The organism is Shinella kummerowiae, assembly GCF_009827055.1.
Classification (GTDB): domain Bacteria; phylum Pseudomonadota; class Alphaproteobacteria; order Rhizobiales; family Rhizobiaceae; genus Shinella; species Shinella kummerowiae.
The window spans coordinates 50184-67611 of the sequence record NZ_WUMK01000003.1; the positions used below are offsets into that span (position 1 = coordinate 50184).

Consider the following 17428-nt stretch of genomic DNA (forward strand, 5'->3'; position numbering starts at 1 on the left):
TCTTTTTTCCGATCGCCTCAGTAGGCACTCTCGTAGGCTTCGCAGATTTCCGTCTGTGTCTTGCCGGCGAGATAGGCGATTTCACCTTCCTTGTGCTTGACGTAGACATCCGCAAAGCCTTCCGGAAACCATCCGCAAACCGTCGCATTGCCCTTGAACCGTTGCAGCGCCGCTTCAAGCGTCTGAGGCAGTCGGACGTAACCGCGCGCCGCAAGCGCCTCCACGCTCAGAAGCGAAAGATCCTCCTGCGTCGCCTCCGGCACCTCCAGCCCCTCCTCGATGCCCTGCACTCCGGCATGAACGATCGCGGCGAGCGTCAAATGCGGGTTGGCAGTGCCATCGGCGGCGCGGAATTCGAAATTGAACTGGGCCGCGCGAGCGATGTCGCTGATATCGGAGACCGGGCAGATGCGCACCGAAGCCTCGCGATCGCGGAAGCCGAGATTGTTGAAGGCGGCACTCCAGCGATGCGGCGTGAGACGCAGGTAGGAGACGACGCTCGGCGCGGTGATGGCGATAATCGAGTCCAGGTATTTCAGGATGCCGGCCACGAATTTGCCCGCGACATCGGAGAGTTCATGCTTGCCTTCCGGATCGTACGTGACCGGATTGCCAGCCGAATCCAGCATACTGATATGCACATGCACGCCGTTGCCGACACCGGCCGGATCGCGGATCGGCGTGAAAGTCGGATCATAGCCGAGCTCACGGGCGACGAGGCCGACGAGTTCGCGGGTGATCAGCGAATGATCGGCAACCGTGACACCCTTCTGCGGGCCCATCGTCACCTCGAACTGACCGGCGCCGAATTCCTTGAGAATTGTATCGGGCGTGACCCCCGCCTGGCGCATGGCGGCGATGATTGCCTCGCAGAAATGCCGCTCTTCCTGAAAGCCGCCGAGCGTAAAGGCCTTGCCGATATCGGAGACGAGATGCTTGATCTGGAACTCGTGCTCGAACGCGCCGTAGAGTGTGACGCCCGCCACCCGTTGCAGGCGCTCCAGCGCCGCCTCCAGGATGGAGCGCGTGCAGAATTCCCAGGGCCGGCCGTCGGTGTAGCGGATGTTGCCAAGCACGAAATTTTCGTTCGGCGCGCCCTCCTCGCTCTCGATGCTGACGCTGGTAGACGGATCGGGAATGAGCACAAGGTCGCCAAGCGACCCGAATGGGCTTTCGGCAATGTTGTCGAAGCAGGTGATCTGAACGTTGGTCGGCGTCCAGCCGACGCCGCGCTTCAAGCGTTTTTCCATCTGCACCAGCGGAAAAGCCTTGCCGCGCACCTTGCCTGAAAGGTCGCCGCAGCAGGCAACCATCATTTCCTCACGTTTCATCTGCGTCCCCGTTGATCTTGTCCTGGTCATAGCCCGGCATCTCGAAGCGGATGCCGTCCCAATCCTTGATGCGTTTCTGCGTTGCTTCCCAATCGGCCTCGGAGACGCGCACAATCAGCGCCTCGACAAGTGCCATGGCGGCCGCCACCGTATCCCAGGCTGTTCCGGCATCGATCGGCAGGGCCACGATATGATCGGCGCTGCGGGCGGCCGGTGACATCCACTTGTCGGTGACGACGACGATCGTCGCGCCGCGTTTTTCCGCGATCGTTTCTGCAAGACGTGAAAGGCTGAGTTGGTAGCGCCGGAAATCGAAGAGCAGCACGACATCCTTCTTGCGCATGCGCAGCACATGTTCCGGCCAGAATTCCGGATTGTCCGCCATGTGGTAGATGCCGCTGCGAATCTGCCTCAGATGGATCGACAGGAACGCGGCGACATTGTCGCTGACGCGACCACCGAGCAGGAAGATGTTGCGTGACGGATCGGCAAGCAGGCCAGCGAGAATGTCGAACTGTGCCTGGGAAACTGTTGCCGTCATTTCCCGCATGACAGCGGAAACGCGGGCGACATATTCCGACAGGAATTCAGAATGTCCGACCGGCTTTTGGCTGGATTTCAGGTCGAGCGGTGAGCGCTGCCCCTCCTTCAGCTCGGCGATCAACTGCCGTTGCAGGTCCTGGAAGCCACTGCAGCCGATCTTGCTGACAAAACGGGTGATCGACGGTGCGCTGACCCCGGTCTTCGCCGCCAGCTCCTGGATGCTCACGAGGCCGGTGAAGGGATAGTCGGCAAGGATCGCATTGGCGATCTTGCGCTCGCTCGCGGTCAACTGCGCGGCGGCTTCGCGAATCCTCGTTCGGATCGTCGTTGACGATTTTCCATCGCTCATTGGCGTTCGTTCCCTTTTGTTGGAGGGGATATTTGCGCCATGAAAAAAAATAGTCAAATGGAAAAATTGTATTGACTATGATTGAGAAATTTCTTTGACTGACCTACACAAGAAGCCAGCGCTCGGCCCTCGCCGAGCCGCGTGACGGATATCATTCCATGCTCAGGTTCGCAGGCCGCGACACGACTAGATTGCTGCAGACGGGCGATCCCGAACCGGTGGAATGGATCAATTCCGCCGGCCCCTCGACGATCTTCCTGACCTGTGAACATGCCGGCCGCGCCGTACCGCAGGCACTCGGTGATCTGGGTATCCCCGCCGAGGAGATGGAGCGTCATATCGCCTACGACGTCGGCGCCGAGGGCGTGGCGCGTGGACTTGCCGAACGCCTCGATGCTGCGCTCATTCTCCAGCGCTACAGCCGCCTCGTCATCGATTGCAACCGCCCACTGGAGGCGAAGGACTGTATTGTCACCCAAAGCGACGGCACGGCGGTTCCGGTCAACGCCGACATCGCAGATCTCGATCGCTCCCGTCGCTATGTCGAAATCCACCAGCCGCTGCACGAGGCGATCGCCGTGACGCTCGACCAGCGCCAGGCGATGGGAAAACCGCTGGTTCTTGTCTCAGTGCACAGTTTTACGCCCGTGATGCGTGCGACAGGCGCTGTCCGGGATTTCGAGCTCGGCCTGCTCTACAATCGCGACGCCCGTCTTGCTGAAGGACTGGCGGAGGCTTTCCGCGCCGCCAATCCGGACGTCACCGTCAAGCTCAACGCGCCGTATCACGTCGACGACGTCTCCGATTACACCATCCCCGTGCACGGCGAACGGCGCGGCATTCCGCATGTGCTTATCGAAGTGCGCAACGACCTTATCACCGATGCCCGCGGACAAGAGGAATGGGCGGACCGTCTCGCCCGCCCCCTCCGCCTCGCGGCAGACAGAATCGAAGGAAAAGCCTGATGGCCACTGACCATCTCACCACTCGCGAAATCCCGCTCGATCCGGCCACATCCGCGATTCTCTTCATTGACGTACAGAACTTTTCCGTCCGCCGTGAGGGCGGCGAGTTCAAGGACGTTTCCGACGCGGATATCGGCGGCAAGTACGGCTATTATTTCAAGCGCATCCACGAAATCGCGATCCCGAACATGCAGCGCCTGCTTGGCGGGTTCCGCAAGGCCGGCATCGAGGTGTTGCACACGACGATCGAAAGCCTGACGAAGGACGGCCGCGACCGCAGCCTCGACTACAAGATCACCGGCTTCAACGTGCCGAAGGACTCTTGGGACGGTAAGGTGATCGATGAGCTGGAGCCGCTGGAAGACGAGATCGTCTTCCCGAAAAGCTCGTCGAGTGTCTTCGTTTCCACCCATATCGACTACACGCTGCGAAATCTCGGTGTGAAGCAACTTGTGCTGTGTGGACTGCTCACCGACCAATGCGTGGAATCGGCAATCCGCGACGCCTGCGATCTCAATTACCTGGTGACGCTCGTGCCGGATGCCTGCGGCACCTATTCCGAGGAGCGCCACAACACATCGCTGAGCGCGATCAAGGGCTATTGCCGGCAGATTTCGACCGACGATCTCCTGAAGGAAATCGGGCAGTAAAAAGCCTGGAACACAGCGACGGGACGGAAACGAGGAGCATTCGAAAGCGGGCCGCACAACAAAACAAAAAGGCCGGACCGCTGATCCATTCATTGCCGAAAAGGCATCATTAAGGGGAACGACCATGATGAAGACTTGCACATTGCTTCTGGCGGCGAGTTTTGCGCTCGCCTCTACCGCAGCTTTTGCCGCCGACGACAAGATCGTGATCGGCGGGGCGCTGTCGATGACAGGCATCCAGGCACCTCTCGACACGCCCGGCTATAACGGCGCGCAGGTCGCGGTGAAATATCTCAACGACAATGGCGGCGTGCTCGGCAAGCAGATCGAGTTCATCAACATTGACGGCAAGTCCGATCCGGTGACGGTCGGCAACGTCGCTGTCGAGTTGATCGACAAGGGCGCCCAGGTCATCGTCGCGCCCTGCGATTTCGACTTCGGTTCGCCAGCCAGCCGCGAGGCGCAATCCGCCGGCCTCGTCGGCATCTCGACCTGCGCATCCGACCCGCTCTATTCTTCCTGGTCGCTCGGCGACAAGCAGTTCACGCTCTCCATGTGGAACACCACGATGGGTGCCACGGCCGCCGACTTCGCCTTCAAGGAGAAGGGCTGGAAGACGGCCTATGTCGTCACCGACCAGTTCATCGCCTATACCAAGTCGCTCTCGAAATATTTCGTCGAGCAGTTCAAGGCGGATGGCGGCGAGGTCATCCTTGAAGACACCTACACGAACGGCGACAACAATTTTTCCGCCCAGCTCGCGCGCCTCCAGGCGTTGGGCAAGAAGCCGGACGTGATCTTCGTCTCGTCCTACGGCACGGATATCGGCGTGATCATCCGCGCCCTGCGCGAAGTCGGCTATGATGCGCCGATCCTCGGCGGCGACGCATATGATGATCCGGCCATGCACCAGGCGCTCGGCGAAAAGTTCGGCAACGACGTCTATTTCGTCACGCATACCTGGATGGGCGCGGGCGCGGATCCGGAAATGGAGAAGTTCATCGGTCTGTACAAGGACATGTTCGGCAAGGACCCGGATACATCCTTCGTCTCGACCGGCTGGGACACGATCATGATGATCGCCCAGGCAATTACCGCGGCTGGCTCGACCGATGGTGCGGCCGTTGCCAAGGCGCTGGAAGATGGCCAGTTCAAGCTTCTGACCGGTGAACTCGACTACGGAACGAACGAGGAAGGCCATGTGCCGAACAAGGCGGCAGCTTTGATCGAGCTCAAGGGCGGCAAGCCGACCTTCGTGGGGTGGCGCAAGCCGGAAACCCTGCCGAAGCCCTGATCGTTCCCGTTTACGGGCCGGCTGCGCGCATAACCCTTTAAATCGGAACGATTTGAAGAAAGGAATATGCGCAACGAAAAGCGCTTCAGCAGCAGGCAACGCCTGCAGCTGAGGCGACCGGCCTATCACCTTCGGAAAAGCCATGTCTGAAACGCGCCTCGCGGTAAACGATGTGTCGGTGGAATTCACCGGTCTCCGCGCCCTCGACCATGTGTCGCTCTCCGTCTCGACAGGCGAGGTCGTCGGCCTCATCGGGCCGAACGGCTCCGGCAAGACGACGCTCATCAATGCCATCACCGGCCAGGTGAAGCTGGCGACCGGCACCATCATGGCCGGCGACACCAGGTTGTCTGGGCTCTCGCCGCGCGAGATCGCGCTGCAAGGCATCAGCCGCTCGTTCCAGATCGTGCGGTTGTTCAACACGATGACGGTGCTGGAAAACGTCGAGGCCGCGGCCCTGGCAAAGGGTGCGTCGCTTGCCGTCGCCGCCGAGCGCGCGAAAGGCCTGCTCAGCGAGCTTGGCCTGACGGCCAAGGCGGACGAGCTGGGCGAAAGCCTGAGTTACGGCGACAAGCGACGTGTGGAGATCGCCCGGGCACTCGCCGCCGAGCCGCGCTTCCTGCTGCTCGACGAGCCGGCGGCCGGCATGAACGACGCCGAGACGGAAACCCTGCTGCACACCCTCTCCGAACTGCCGAAGAAACGCGGCCTCGGCCTTCTCATCATCGACCACGACATGGGCCTCATCATGCGCCTCTGCCACCGGCTGCACGTGCTCGCCTCCGGCCGCACCATCGCGGAAGGGGATGCTGCCCATGTGCGCAGCCACCCGGCCGTCATCGAGGCCTATCTCGGCAAGGGAGCGGCCCATGCTTGATGTCAGCGACCTCTCCGTCAGCTACGGTACGATCCGCGCCGTACGCGGCATCAGCTTCACCCTGGGCAAGGGCGAACTGGTGAGCCTGCTCGGCGCAAACGGCGCCGGCAAATCCTCGACGCTCAAATGCATCGCCGGTGCGCTGAAGGCGTCGGGCGGCTCGATCACGCTCGGCGGCAAGGACATTACGTCCGCCAGCCCCGAACAAGTGGTGCGCGCCGGCCTCGCCACCGTGCCTGAAACCCGCGACGTGTTTCCGGACCTGACAGTCGCCGAAAACCTCATGCTCGGCGCCTATATCCACCGCCGCGACCAGGCCGGAAATCGGCAAAACCTCGAACGGCTGCACACGCTGTTTCCGCGTCTTGCCGAACGGTCGCACCAGCCAGCCGGCACGCTGTCCGGCGGCGAGCAACAGATGCTGGTCATCGCCCGCGCGCTGATGTCCCGCCCGACCGTCTTGCTGCTCGACGAACCCTCGCTCGGACTTGCGCCGGCCATCGTCGAGCGCATCTTCGAGATGATCGAAACGCTGAAAAAGTCCGGCCTCACCATCCTGCTTGTCGAGCAGAACGTGAACCAGGCACTCGCTGTCGCCGATCGCGCCTATGTCATGCGGCTCGGCACGGTCGTCACATCAGGCACGCCCGACGAGATCCGCGCGACCAGCGATCTCAGCGCGCACTATCTGGGAGGCTGACCCATGGCTTTTGCAATCCAGTTCGTCATCGACGTCTTGAGCCTCGGTGGCGCCTATGCGCTGATGGCGCTCGGCCTCGTCATCATCTACGGCATTCTGCGGCTGGTGAACTTCGCCTATGGCGAACTGATCATGGTCGCCGGCTACACGATGTTCCTGACCAGCGGTTCCGGCCTGCCGTGGATCATCATGGCGGTGCTTGCCGTCGTCATGGCGATCGTCTTCGGCATCATCACCGACTATGCCGCCTTCCGCCCGGTGCGTGCCAAGTCGGTGACGGCGGTGCTGATCACCTCCTTTGCGTTCTCCAACCTGTTGCAGAATGCGGCGCTGCTCTTCATCTCACCCCGCCCGCGCAACGTGCCGCTGCCGGAAATTTTTTCCGAGACCGTGTCGATTGGCGGTGCGATCACGCCGGTGCGCAACCTCATCACCATCGCTGCATCCATCGTGCTGCTCGCCGCCGTCGCCTTCCTGATGCGCAAGACGACGCTCGGCATCGCCATGCGCGCGGCGGCGACCAACTTCACCATGGCGCGCATGCTGGGCGTGCCGGCGAACCTCATCATCTCGTCTGCCTTCGCGCTCTCCGGCTTCCTCGCCGGTGTGGTCGGCATCCTGTGGATCGGCCGCATCGGCACGGTCGTGCCGGGCGTCGGCATGGAGCCGTTGCTGATCGCCTTCATCGCCACGGTCATCGGCGGCATGCGCAGCCTGCCCGGCGCCGTGGTCGGCGGGTTTCTGCTGGCGCTGATCGACACGACGCTCAACTACTCCCTGTCGCAGGACCTTCTGAAGTTTCGCGACGCCTTTACCTTCAGCCTCGTCATCGTGATCCTGCTCTGGCGCCCCGAGGGCCTCATCAAGGGTCCGGCGAGCGGTCAACGGACCTGAGGAGCGAACGCCATGAAACACGCCTATCTCACCGCCCTCATCCTTATCGCCGTCATCCTGATCATCGGTGTCGGCAGCCAACTTCTCGGCATTCGCCTCTATGACCGCATCGCCACCAACCTCTTGATCTCCCTGGTGCTGGTCGTCGGGCTTCAGACCTTCATGGGCAATTCCGGCCTGCTCTCCTTCGCCCATATCGGCTTCATGGGGCTTGGCGCCTATACGTCTGCCGTACTCACCATCCCGGCACAGATGAAAGGAATGGCGCTGCCCGACCTGTACGACTTCATGAAAGTGGTGGAAGTCTCGCCCCTTGTCGCGATGCTCGCCGCCGGGATTCTCGCCGCAGTCGTTGCCGCGGTCGTCGCCTATCCGTTGATGCGACTTTCCGATGCCGCGTCGGTCATCACCTCGTTTGCGCTTCTTGTCGTGCTCTACACGATCATGAACAACTGGAGCGCCTTCACCAACGGTCCGCGCACGCTTTTCGGCCTGCCGAAGACGACGGACATGCCGATCGCTGCCATCGTCGCCGCCATCGTCGTTGTTGTGGCTCTGCTGTTCAAGGAGTCGCGCACCGGCAAGCTCCTGCGCGCGTCGCGCGAAGACGAAGTGGCGGCCGCGGCGCTTGGCGCCAATATCCCGCATCTGCGCTGGCGCGCCTTCATCCTCGCCGCCTTCATCGCCGGCATCGGCGGTGCGCTGTGGGGGCACTTCATCACGTCATTCGCGCCAAAGGCCTTCTATCTCAAGGAGACCTTCCTGATCGTCACCATGCTAGTGATCGGCGGGGCCAACACGGTCACCGGCGCGGTTGCCGGCACGGTGCTCATCACCATCGCCTATGAGGGCCTGCGCAGCACCGAGGGCGCGATTAACGCCACATCCTTCGGCGCCGGCCAGGTCATCGGGCTTACCGAAATCGTGCTCGCGCTCGCCATGATCGCCGTGATGATCCTCAAACCCGGCGGTCTCTTCCCGAACCGCGAGATCGGCCACATCATCACCCGCGCCCGCCGCAAGAAGGAGACCACCGCATGAGCTGGAAAACCACCTACCGCTCCTTCTACTACGCCAATGCCGAGGCGCCGGATGACATCGTGCTCGATCCGCAGACGACGGCCCTGCTCGTCATCGATATCCAGAACACTTATCTCGACCCGAAGGATACGCCGGAAGAGACCGCCCGCTGGCAACCCTTCTACGACCGTATGCGCGCAACCGTGATCCCGAACACCGCGCGGCTGATCGACGAATGCCGCAAGCGCAAGGTGGAGGTCATCTACGCCCGCATCGCCTGCCAGAAACCGGACGGCCGCGACCGGTCGCTGAGCCAGAAGAAACCGGGCTTCAATTACCTGCTGCTGCCGAAAGATCTGCCGGAAGGCCAGGTCGTGCCCGAACTCGAACCACGCCCCGACGAGATCGTCATCACCAAGACGACAGACAGCGCGCTGACCGGCACGAACCTGCGCCTCATTCTGCACAATATGGGTATCAAGGACGTCATCTGCTGCGGCATCTTCACCGATCAGTGCGTCTCCTCGACCGTGCGCAGCCTTGCGGACGAAAGTTTCGGCGTGGTCGTCGTCGACGATTGTGGTGCCGCGGCAACCGACGACCTGCATCGACGAGAACTGGAGATCATCAACATGATCTACTGCCATGTCGTCCAGCTCGACGAGGTTCTGACCTTCTTCAAATAAACGAGGAAAGCACGATGTCCGATCTCTACGCCCGCGAAAGCCGATCGGTCTCGAAGATGGCGCACCTGCGGTTCTTCCCGCAGGCAGTCGTCGGCGGCAGTGGTGCCTATCTCACCGGCGACGATGGACGACAACTCCTCGACTTCGCTGCCTCCTGGGGCGCGGTCAGCCTTGGCCATTCCCATCCCGCAGTCCGCGAAGCAGTCAATCGCGCGCTTTCGGACCAGGCGGGCGCGAGCTACCTGTCGACGGCAAACGAATCCTGCGTGCTGCTTGCGGAAAAACTTCTCTCCCTCGTGCCAGAGCGCGCCCGCGGCCGCGTCTGGTTCGGCCATTCCGGCTCCGACGCCAACGAGACGGTCGCTCGTATGGTCGTCGCGGCCACCGGGCGCCCACGCATCTTGGCCTTCAGTGGCGCCTATCACGGCGGCACGGTCGGATCGATGGCCGTTTCGGGCCACCCGGCGCAGCAGGGAGCCCGGGCCGAAGGGCTGACGCTCGTGCCGTACCCGAACAGCTACGCAGCCGGCAGCCCCGAGGCGGCCAAGGATACCGCGCTTGCTCATCTCGAAAGGCTGTTTGCGACCGAGGTCCCGCCGGAAGAGGTTGCCGCCTTCTTCATCGAGCCGATCCAGTCGGACGGTGGCATGTTGGTGCCGCCGGACGGCTACTTCAAGGCGGTGGAAGGGCTCTGCCGCAAACACGGTATCCTGCTCGTCTCGGACGAGGTGAAGGTCGGCCTCGGCCGCAGCGGACGCTTCAACGCCTTCGAGCACTCCGGTATCGAGCCTGATATCGTCGTCTTCGGCAAGGGCCTTGGTGGCGGTCTGCCGATCTCGGCGGTGGTCGGTCCGGAAGCCATCATGAACCATGCCGTCGCCTTTTCGCTGCAAACGGTCCATGGCAATCCGGTCTGCGCCGCCGCGGCCCTTGCCGTGCTGCGGGCGATCGAGCACGATCATCTCGTCGAGAACGCGGAGAGAACCGGCACGGTGTTGCGCAAGGCCCTCGACCGCCTCGCTGCCCGCCAAACGCTGATCGGCAACGTGCGCGGCCGCGGTCTTGCTCTCGGCGTCGAGCTTGTCACCGACCGCGTGAGCCGCGAGCCAGCGGCGCGACAGACCGCACTCACCGTCTACCGCGCCTTTCAGCTTGGCCTCGTGCTCTACTACGTCGGGGTCCGCTCCAACGTGCTCGAATTCACTCCGCCTCTGACCCTGACCGAAAGCCAGGCGCAGGAGGGCGTCGCCATCCTCGACCAGGCGCTCGCCGACGTCGCGGCGGCACGCGTCGATGAAAGCCTCCTTGCGGCGTTTGCCGGTTGGTAGCGCATCTCTCGACAACCGCCTCCAGCGCGCTGACGACCTCCATTCTAAGCCGGTAAGTGTGCCTGGCGAACAAGTTCGCCCTTGAGACGTGCCGTCTCCAGGCCAAGTTCGATGAACCGATGGGCGTGGCGGGCGAGCGCGATATTGTCGTCCCAGAGATTGCGCCAGATCGCGGTTTTCAGCGACAGGTCCTTGTCGACGATCGTCGTGGAGAAGGATTCGAAGGTAACGTAGTCGTCCCAGCCGATCGCCACCAGCGCGTCGAAGATCGCAGCGAAATCGATCGTACCCGTGCCGAGATAGCCGCGGTGGCTCTCACCGATATGGAGGTAGCCGATCTTGTCGGCGGCGTGGCGGATCGCGAGGCCGACATCGGCCTCCTCGATGTTCATGTGGAATGTGTCGAGGTGCAGCAACACATTCGATGCGCCCGTATCGCGGATATAGGCCATGCCCTGCGCCGCGGTGTTCAGCATGTTGCTTTCGAAGCGGTTGACGATTTCGAGATTGAGGGTGACGCCGGCGGCCTTGGCACGGTCTGCGACCTTGGTGAGCGCCGAAACACTGGTGTCCCAGCTCTTGCGGGTCAGCGCATGCTCCTGCTTGCCGTGCGCGGAACTCAGGATGCCGGCGAGCTTCGTTCCACCGAGATCACGCACGAGCGCCACAGCCCTGTCGAGAATGTCCGTCCCATTGACCACGACAGAGGCGTCATCACTGGAAATGTCGCCTTCCGGCGGCAGGCCCATGCTGATCGCCACATCGAGCCCGAGTTCCCGGATGCGGCCGGAAAGCCATGGAACATCGACCTGTTGCGGATCGAGATAGGAAAACTCGATGAGCTTGTAGCCGAGCCTGTGTGTATTCTCGAGCGCCTTTTCAAGCTCGTCACGCGAGGAGCCCGCGCTCCAGACGAAGGAATGGACACCGATCTTCGACATATCCCGGCTGCTTTCTAAAATGGATTAAACAAGGTCGGCCGGGCAAACCGCTTTCGCCTGCATGCCCGGCCATCTGGGAGGAATGTTAGCGGGCTGCGCTCCAGCCCTTGTAATCCTTGACGTTTTCCGCCGTGATGAGCTGCGGGTCGAGCAGCACGACCGGCTCGGCCGGCTTTGTGCCGTTCAGAACCTCGACGCCGAGCTTCAGCGCCTGGCCAGCCATCACATAAGGATCCTGCGACGCCGATGCCTTGATCATCGAATTGCCGCTGGCGAGCGACGTTTCGATATCCGGTGCGCCGTCGACGGCAGTGAAGAAGAATTCGCTACGGTTCAGCTGCTTGGCGGCAAGCTCGGCGCCGATCGCGGTCGGGTCGTTGATCGCGAAGACCGCATCGATCTTGTCGAAGCGGGTGAGAAGGCCCTGCATCACGGCAAGGCCGCCGTCGCGCGAACCCTGGCCGTTCTGGTCGTCGGAGAGGATCTTGATGTCGGCATGTTTGCCGAGCGCATCCTTGCAGCCCTGCACGCGTTCGAGGATCGACGAGGAAGCCGGGCCATTGATGATGATGACGTCACCCTTGTTGCCAAGCTTGTCGGCAATGTAGTTGCAGGCTTCTTCACCAGCCTTGACGTTGTTGGTCATCACGGTGACGTCGGCGCCTGGCGCGGAGACGTCGAAGGCGGCGACGACGACGCCGGCGGCCTGCGCCTTCTTCACGGCGGGAGCGATCGCCTTCGCATCGACGGCGTTCAGCATGATGATGTCGACGCCGGCGGCAATGAAGCTGTCGATCTGCGAAACCTGCTTGTTGAGGTCATAGTCGGCCGAAACCGAGATGACTTCGACATTCGGGTTGATTTCCTTGGCGCGGTCTTCGATGCCCTTGATGGTGGCGACGAAGAACGGATTGCCGAGCAGACCGACGGAAATGCCGATCTTGTTGAGATCCTTGGCGGTCGCGGGCATGGCGAGTGCTACGGCCATGGCGGTGCCGACGAGCAACGTGGAAATTAGACGCATGTTTTCCTCCTATGGTGGCGCTTGCCGCGCCGTTGTCTCCGGTTGCGACCGGTTCGTTCAGCCGGACCTCATGTCCGGCCAAGCCCCTTGAGCCTGTAGCGATCGAGGCCGACGGCGACGATGATGACGAGGCCCTTGATGATGTACTGCCAGATGTCCGAGACCCCGACGAGGATGAGGCCGTTGGAGAGCACGGCGATGATGAGCGCGCCGATGAGCGTGCCCCAGATCGAGCCGACCCCGCCGACGAAGCTGGTGCCGCCGAGGATGACCGCTGCAATCGCGTCGAGTTCGTAGGCCTGGCCGAGCTGCAGGCCGTTCGCGGCATAGAGACGGGCGGCCGACATGGCGCCGCCGAGGCCGGACAGGAGGCCTGACATCGAGTAGACGAAGAGCAGCACCAGCGGCACCTTGATGCCCGTCAGCCGCGCGGCCTCGGAATTGCCGCCGACGGCATAGATCCAAGTCCCGAGCACCGTGCGCTTCAGGATGAACCAGGAGACGATGATCGTGGCGATTGCGATGACGGCAAGCCACGGCACGCCGAACAGCGAGCCGTTGCCGATGAAGTCGAACGGCAGGTCCGGATTGAAGACGGTCGTATCGCCGCCGAGCAGGCGCGCTACACCGCGGATAGCGGTCAGTGAGCCGAGCGTCACGATGAAGGGCGGCAGTTTCAGCCAGGCGATGATCGCACCATTGAGGAAGCCGCAGGCAAGGCCCGCCGCGATCGCAGCCGGAATGCCGAGCATGCCGAGATCCGGCACCAGCGAGACGATGACCGCGATCATGGCGGAAGCGGCAAGGATCGAGCCGACGGAAAGATCGATACCGCCTGTCAGGATGACGAAGGTCATGCCGGCGGCCAGCACCGTGTTGATCGATGCCTGCTGCATGACGATGGACAGGTTGTTGACGGAAAGGAACCGGCCGCTGAGCACATGGAAGCCAATCGCCAGAAGCACGAGGACCGGCAGCATGCCGAGCGCCGTCAGTGTCGAGCGCAGTTTCAGCTTGTCCATCCGGACCTGTTCGGTTTCGCTTGCAGTCATCGTTCCACCCCGTCTTCTTCGTCTCTGTGTATTTTCAGGCCGCGTGGCCGGCAGAACCGGTTGCAAGCGCCATGATCGCTTCCTGCCCGATCGGCGCTTCCGCAGACCCCGTCACCTCGCCAGCGATGCGCCCCTCGCGCATCACGAGCACGCGGTCGGCGATGCCGAGGATTTCCGGCAGGTCACTGGAGATGACGACAATGGCGATGCCGTTCTGGGCAAGCTCGTCGATGATCCGGTAGATTTCCGACTTGGCACCGACATCGACGCCACGCGTCGGTTCGTCGAGAATGATGGCCTTGGGCTTCGTCTCCAGCAGGCGGGCGAGCAGCACCTTCTGCTGGTTGCCGCCTGACAGGGCGCCGACATTGATCTGCGTGCCGGCCGTGCGGATCGACAGCGACTTCACGGCATGCACCGCCCGCTCCCTGGCCCGTGCGAAATCGCGCACACCGCCCGCTTTCGCATCCGCCGAAAGAACGCCAATATTGATGTTGTCGCTGATCGACATGTCGAGGAACAGGCCGAGCACCTTGCGGTCCTCGGTGAGATAGGCAATGCCCGCATCCAGCGCGTCACGCGGCGAGTTAATCGCAAGCGGCTTACCGTTCAGCACCAGATCGCCGGAGGTCCGGTGGTCGGCGCCGTAGACGAGGCGAGCCAGTTCCGTGCGCCCCGAACCGACGAGGCCGGCAATACCCAACACTTCGCCGGCGCGCACCTCGAACGAGCAATCGTGCACCTTGTTGCCGTCACCGATGTTCTTGACGGAGAGCACAGCCGCGCGTTCGCTCCCGACCTGACGATGCTCCTTCTTGTAAAAGGACGAAAGATCGCGACCGACCATCATCGAGACCAGCTTGCTGGCGGAGAGATCCCCGCGATCGAGGGTGCCCACATAGGCACCGTCACGCAGCACGCTCACCCGGTCGGAGAGCTGATAGATCTCCTCCATGCGATGGCTGATATAGATGATGGCGATGCCATCCGCCTTGAGCCGGGCAATCACATCAAACAGCCTGTCCGTCTCACGGCTCGTCAGCGATGTCGTTGGCTCATCCATGACGATGATGCGGGCCTTGGTCGTCAGTGCCCGCGCGATCTCCACCATCTGCCGCTCGCCAAGCGACAGCTCCGCCACGCGGCGCGAGGAATCGAAACCGATGCCGAGCTGCTTGAGGATAGGCTCTGCCCGACGCCGCATTTCGGCGCGGTCGGCAAGGCCGAAGCGGGATGGCTCGTTGCCGAGGAACATGTTCTGCGCCACCGTCAGGTTCGGCGCGAGCGATAGCTCCTGATAGATGACCGCGATGCCGTAGGCCTTGGCCTTCAGCGGATCGCCGAGCGTCACCGTCTCGCCATCGATCAGCACCAAGCCGCCCGGATCGGCCGTGTATGCCCCCGACAAAATCTTCATCAGCGTCGACTTGCCGGCGCCGTTTTCGCCCATCAACGCGTGCACTTCGCCGGGATGGACCGTCAGGCTTACCTGCGACAGGGCCTTCGATGCGCCGAAAGTCTTGCTGATGTCGCGCATCTCCAGTAGCGCGCGCTGTCCGTTCGCCGTTGCGGTCATGCGCACATCTCCCTTGCCGTGGCCCGTTTCCCCGATGCCATGGCATCAACGTGATGCCGCCATTCCCGCCGATATGCATCGAGGCCAGAAAGGGTTGCCGGTTCGGCGATCACGCAGTCATTGACGAAGGGGCTGTGGCCGATCGTATCGAAGACGAGTGCGGCAGCACCAAAGGCGCTGCCTTCCGGATTGCTGCTGGTGTGCACGGTTTGCTGCGAGCGAAACGCCGCAAGAACGGAAGCATAAAGTCCCGTCTTCACAAGGCCGCCATCGATGACGATCGCATTGGCCGAGCCAATAAGGTCGAGAGAGAGATCCGTCATAAGCGCGACGTAGAGCATGGCAACAGCCGCCCGCTCCTCGCCCTCGACCGGCGGGCCGGCGAAATGCCCTTCATGGCCTGGCATCGGTCCGCCGGGTGCGAAGGATGGCAAGGCAAAGGCCCGCTTGGCGATGACCGCAGCCACAGTTTCCGAAGAGATCGGCTTCACCCAGCCACCGCTCGCAACGTCATATTCCCGACCGCCCATGAAGCGGATGGTCGCAACCGGCTGATGGTCGACCGTGACGTTGGCCAGCATGTCTCGTGCAGCGTCGAGTTCTTCTAGCGGACTTGCCGGGTTGAAGATGATGACCCAGGTGCCGGTCGAGACGAGCGTAAAATCCGAGAAGCCGAGCGAGCGATAGAAGTAGAGCGCCGCATTGCTGTCATGCACGCCGTTGTGCACCGCGACCGTCGTGCTTTGTTCGCCGTCGAGCACCACTGCGTAGGTGCCAACAACGCTGCCTGCCCGCGCGAATTCCGGCATCTGGCCACGCCAGCCCATGCGGTCGATGAGACTGCTGAAATCATCCTGCAACGGCGCCCACAGATTGGAATGGCAGCCGAGATAGGAAACTTCCGAGACCATTCGCCCGGAAAACTTCCAGGTCCAGAATTGCGGATAGGCAAGGATGGCGTCAGCCTTGGCGATGAGAGCCGGATCCCGTTCGTTCAGCCAGAGCAAATGCCGTCCATAGTTGAAACCCAACGGCAGTGGCGGCGAAAAGGTCTCGCCAAATTCGGGTGCCATCGCGTCGATGCGACCGGCGATATCAGCAGGCGGCTCCTGCTCATAGTCCAGTATTGCATGAACAAGCACATCGCCCGCAACGAGCGCAAAGGTGCAGCCATGCCCGGAGACGATCATGCGATCGACACCGTGCATCGCAACGGCTCGCGCGAGTTCGTCCTCCATCCAGTGGAAGAGCGCGGCGTCATCCAGAACACGCAGATCGGCGTCCTCGCGCCAGACGGGGCGCGTCCGTGCCTCGTCGATCACCTGGCCCTCGGCCGAAACGATGAACAGCTTTGAATTGGTCTTGCCGAGATCGAAGACGGCGATGGGAGACTGGCTCAACTTGCCCCTCCCATCGTCGCGATGGTGATGGCGACGCCCGCATCTTCCAGCATCTTCGCAGCCGCATCGGTTAGCCCGTCGTCGGTGATGATGGTGCCGATGCGCGACAATGGCAGGGCGACATGGCGCGGCTGAATGGAGAATTTCCGGCTGTCAGCCAGGAGCACGATCTCGTCGGCACAGGCGGCGAGTTCACCGATCACCTTGACGAGCAACGGATGGGATTCGAGCAGGCCCTTGCTACTGATACCCTGCGTGCCGACAAAGAAGCGCGAAGCAAAGAATCCCGGCGATCCGGCAGCGGCATCGTGAATAATGCCGGGTTCGCGATAAAGCTCGCCACCGGCAGTGGATAGCTGGCAGGTGCCGTGCTCGCCGAGATGGGCTGCGAGCGGCATGGAATTGGTCCAGATGCGCAGATTGCGGCGGGCAAGCAGGGTGCCGAGCTCATAGCAGGTCGATCCCGCATGCACGATGATGGAATCTCCGTCGCGCACGAGCCCTGCCGCGACGGCGGCAATGGCCCGCTTTGCCTCCACGGCGATATCGCGGTTCTCGTCATAGGGCCTTGCGGAAAGGCGCCCGCTGTCGCCGGCCTCGCTGGCGGAAATGCCGCCATAGACTTTCCGCGCCCGGCCAAGTTCGTGAAGCTTGTCGATGTCGCGGCGGATCGTGGCGGGAGAGACGTCGAGATGCTCCTGAAGATCCCGTACCGAAGCGAAGGGCGTCTCCCGCAAAAGATCGATGATAGCCTTGTGGCGCTCGGTATCGTTCACGAATGCTCCTCCTCGGCATCTC

17 protein-coding genes are annotated in these 17428 nt (G+C 62.4%); 9 read left to right on the forward strand and 8 right to left on the reverse strand.

The features are described 5' to 3' along the window. Window positions 1-17 precede the first annotated feature (17 nt). Both GR138_RS08100 and GR138_RS08105 read right to left on the reverse strand, forming a co-directional pair. Complete coding sequence (locus GR138_RS08100; protein WP_246200335.1) at window positions 18-1331, reverse strand: type I glutamate--ammonia ligase; 1314 nt, start codon at window positions 1329-1331, stop codon at window positions 18-20. After that, the gene (locus tag GR138_RS08105) at window positions 1321-2223 is read right to left on the reverse strand and encodes a MurR/RpiR family transcriptional regulator (RefSeq protein ID WP_160858202.1); all 903 of its coding nucleotides are present in this window, start codon (window positions 2221-2223) and stop codon (window positions 1321-1323) included. Before GR138_RS08105 ends, GR138_RS08100 begins: the two co-directional genes overlap by 11 nt. A 158-nt stretch (window positions 2224-2381) precedes the next feature. Between GR138_RS08105 and GR138_RS08110 the strand changes: the two genes are divergently transcribed. The 9 genes from GR138_RS08110 to GR138_RS08150 all read left to right on the forward strand — a co-directional run bounded on the left by GR138_RS08110 (window position 2382) and on the right by GR138_RS08150 (window position 10637). Further along, complete coding sequence (locus GR138_RS08110; RefSeq protein WP_160858204.1) at window positions 2382-3188, forward strand: N-formylglutamate amidohydrolase; 807 nt, start codon at window positions 2382-2384, stop codon at window positions 3186-3188. After that, window positions 3188-3838: a cysteine hydrolase family protein gene (locus GR138_RS08115; protein WP_160858206.1), complete on the forward strand. Its 651-nt coding sequence runs from the start codon at window positions 3188-3190 to the stop codon at window positions 3836-3838. The genes GR138_RS08110 and GR138_RS08115 overlap by 1 nt, the downstream gene beginning before the upstream one ends. Window positions 3839-3962: 124 nt before the next feature. Further along, complete coding sequence (locus GR138_RS08120; RefSeq protein ID WP_160858208.1) at window positions 3963-5132, forward strand: ABC transporter substrate-binding protein; 1170 nt, start codon at window positions 3963-3965, stop codon at window positions 5130-5132. Window positions 5133-5274: 142 nt separating this feature from the next. Beyond that, entirely contained in the window at window positions 5275-6009 is a 735-nt protein-coding gene (locus GR138_RS08125; RefSeq protein WP_160858209.1) for an ABC transporter ATP-binding protein, read from the forward strand. Further along, window positions 6002-6709 (forward strand): ABC transporter ATP-binding protein, encoded by a 708-nt coding sequence (locus tag GR138_RS08130; protein ID WP_160858211.1) that lies wholly within the window; start codon window positions 6002-6004, stop codon window positions 6707-6709. Before GR138_RS08125 ends, GR138_RS08130 begins: the two co-directional genes overlap by 8 nt. A 3-nt stretch (window positions 6710-6712) precedes the next feature. Continuing rightward, on the forward strand, window positions 6713-7603 hold the full coding sequence (locus tag GR138_RS08135; protein WP_160858213.1) for a branched-chain amino acid ABC transporter permease: 891 nt from the start codon (window positions 6713-6715) through the stop codon (window positions 7601-7603). Window positions 7604-7615: 12 nt separating this feature from the next. After that, window positions 7616-8644, forward strand: coding sequence for a branched-chain amino acid ABC transporter permease (locus GR138_RS08140; RefSeq protein ID WP_160858215.1), 1029 nt, complete (start codon window positions 7616-7618; stop codon window positions 8642-8644). Then, window positions 8641-9309, forward strand: a complete 669-nt coding sequence (locus tag GR138_RS08145; RefSeq protein WP_160858217.1) for a cysteine hydrolase family protein — start codon at window positions 8641-8643, stop codon at window positions 9307-9309. Before GR138_RS08140 ends, GR138_RS08145 begins: the two co-directional genes overlap by 4 nt. A 14-nt stretch (window positions 9310-9323) precedes the next feature. Next, window positions 9324-10637 (forward strand): aspartate aminotransferase family protein, encoded by a 1314-nt coding sequence (locus tag GR138_RS08150; protein WP_160858219.1) that lies wholly within the window; start codon window positions 9324-9326, stop codon window positions 10635-10637. A gap of 44 nt (window positions 10638-10681) precedes the next feature. Here the strand turns inward: GR138_RS08150 and GR138_RS08155 are convergent, their stop codons facing one another. The 6 genes from GR138_RS08155 to GR138_RS08180 all read right to left on the reverse strand — a co-directional run bounded on the left by GR138_RS08155 (window position 10682) and on the right by GR138_RS08180 (window position 17406). After that, window positions 10682-11578, reverse strand: coding sequence for a sugar phosphate isomerase/epimerase family protein (locus GR138_RS08155; RefSeq protein ID WP_160858221.1), 897 nt, complete (start codon window positions 11576-11578; stop codon window positions 10682-10684). An 85-nt stretch (window positions 11579-11663) separates the two neighbouring features. After that, the gene (locus tag GR138_RS08160; RefSeq protein ID WP_160858223.1) at window positions 11664-12602 is read right to left on the reverse strand and encodes an ABC transporter substrate-binding protein; all 939 of its coding nucleotides are present in this window, start codon (window positions 12600-12602) and stop codon (window positions 11664-11666) included. 68 nt (window positions 12603-12670) lie between these two features. Next, window positions 12671-13654 carry an ABC transporter permease subunit gene (locus GR138_RS08165; RefSeq protein ID WP_160858225.1) on the reverse strand — a complete coding sequence of 328 codons (984 nt, stop codon included), beginning with the start codon at window positions 13652-13654 and terminating at the stop codon, window positions 12671-12673. A 34-nt stretch (window positions 13655-13688) separates the two neighbouring features. Next, window positions 13689-15230, reverse strand: coding sequence for a sugar ABC transporter ATP-binding protein (locus GR138_RS08170; RefSeq protein ID WP_160858227.1), 1542 nt, complete (start codon window positions 15228-15230; stop codon window positions 13689-13691). Further along, window positions 15227-16630 carry an FGGY-family carbohydrate kinase gene (locus tag GR138_RS08175; protein WP_160858229.1) on the reverse strand — a complete coding sequence of 468 codons (1404 nt, stop codon included), beginning with the start codon at window positions 16628-16630 and terminating at the stop codon, window positions 15227-15229. Before GR138_RS08175 ends, GR138_RS08170 begins: the two co-directional genes overlap by 4 nt. Then, window positions 16627-17406 (reverse strand): DeoR family transcriptional regulator, encoded by a 780-nt coding sequence (locus GR138_RS08180; RefSeq protein WP_160858231.1) that lies wholly within the window; start codon window positions 17404-17406, stop codon window positions 16627-16629. Before GR138_RS08180 ends, GR138_RS08175 begins: the two co-directional genes overlap by 4 nt. Window positions 17407-17428: the final 22 nt, after the last annotated feature.

Excerpts from the sequence above, each read along its gene's own strand:
- GR138_RS08100 (WP_246200335.1), bottom strand. The coding sequence starts at position 1,331 with ATGAAACGTGAGGAAATGATGGTTGCCTGCTGCGGCGACCTTTCAGGC.
- GR138_RS08105 (WP_160858202.1), bottom strand. The coding sequence starts at position 2,223 with ATGAGCGATGGAAAATCGTCAACGACGATCCGAACGAGGATTCGCGAA.
- GR138_RS08110 (WP_160858204.1), top strand. The coding sequence starts at position 2,382 with ATGCTCAGGTTCGCAGGCCGCGACACGACTAGATTGCTGCAGACGGGC.
- GR138_RS08115 (WP_160858206.1), top strand. The coding sequence starts at position 3,188 with ATGGCCACTGACCATCTCACCACTCGCGAAATCCCGCTCGATCCGGCC.
- GR138_RS08120 (WP_160858208.1), top strand. The coding sequence starts at position 3,963 with ATGATGAAGACTTGCACATTGCTTCTGGCGGCGAGTTTTGCGCTCGCC.
- GR138_RS08125 (WP_160858209.1), top strand. The coding sequence starts at position 5,275 with ATGTCTGAAACGCGCCTCGCGGTAAACGATGTGTCGGTGGAATTCACC.
- GR138_RS08130 (WP_160858211.1), top strand. The coding sequence starts at position 6,002 with ATGCTTGATGTCAGCGACCTCTCCGTCAGCTACGGTACGATCCGCGCC.
- GR138_RS08135 (WP_160858213.1), top strand. The coding sequence starts at position 6,713 with ATGGCTTTTGCAATCCAGTTCGTCATCGACGTCTTGAGCCTCGGTGGC.
- GR138_RS08140 (WP_160858215.1), top strand. The coding sequence starts at position 7,616 with ATGAAACACGCCTATCTCACCGCCCTCATCCTTATCGCCGTCATCCTG.
- GR138_RS08145 (WP_160858217.1), top strand. The coding sequence starts at position 8,641 with ATGAGCTGGAAAACCACCTACCGCTCCTTCTACTACGCCAATGCCGAG.
- GR138_RS08150 (WP_160858219.1), top strand. The coding sequence starts at position 9,324 with ATGTCCGATCTCTACGCCCGCGAAAGCCGATCGGTCTCGAAGATGGCG.
- GR138_RS08155 (WP_160858221.1), bottom strand. The coding sequence starts at position 11,578 with ATGTCGAAGATCGGTGTCCATTCCTTCGTCTGGAGCGCGGGCTCCTCG.
- GR138_RS08160 (WP_160858223.1), bottom strand. The coding sequence starts at position 12,602 with ATGCGTCTAATTTCCACGTTGCTCGTCGGCACCGCCATGGCCGTAGCA.
- GR138_RS08165 (WP_160858225.1), bottom strand. The coding sequence starts at position 13,654 with ATGACTGCAAGCGAAACCGAACAGGTCCGGATGGACAAGCTGAAACTG.
- GR138_RS08170 (WP_160858227.1), bottom strand. The coding sequence starts at position 15,230 with ATGACCGCAACGGCGAACGGACAGCGCGCGCTACTGGAGATGCGCGAC.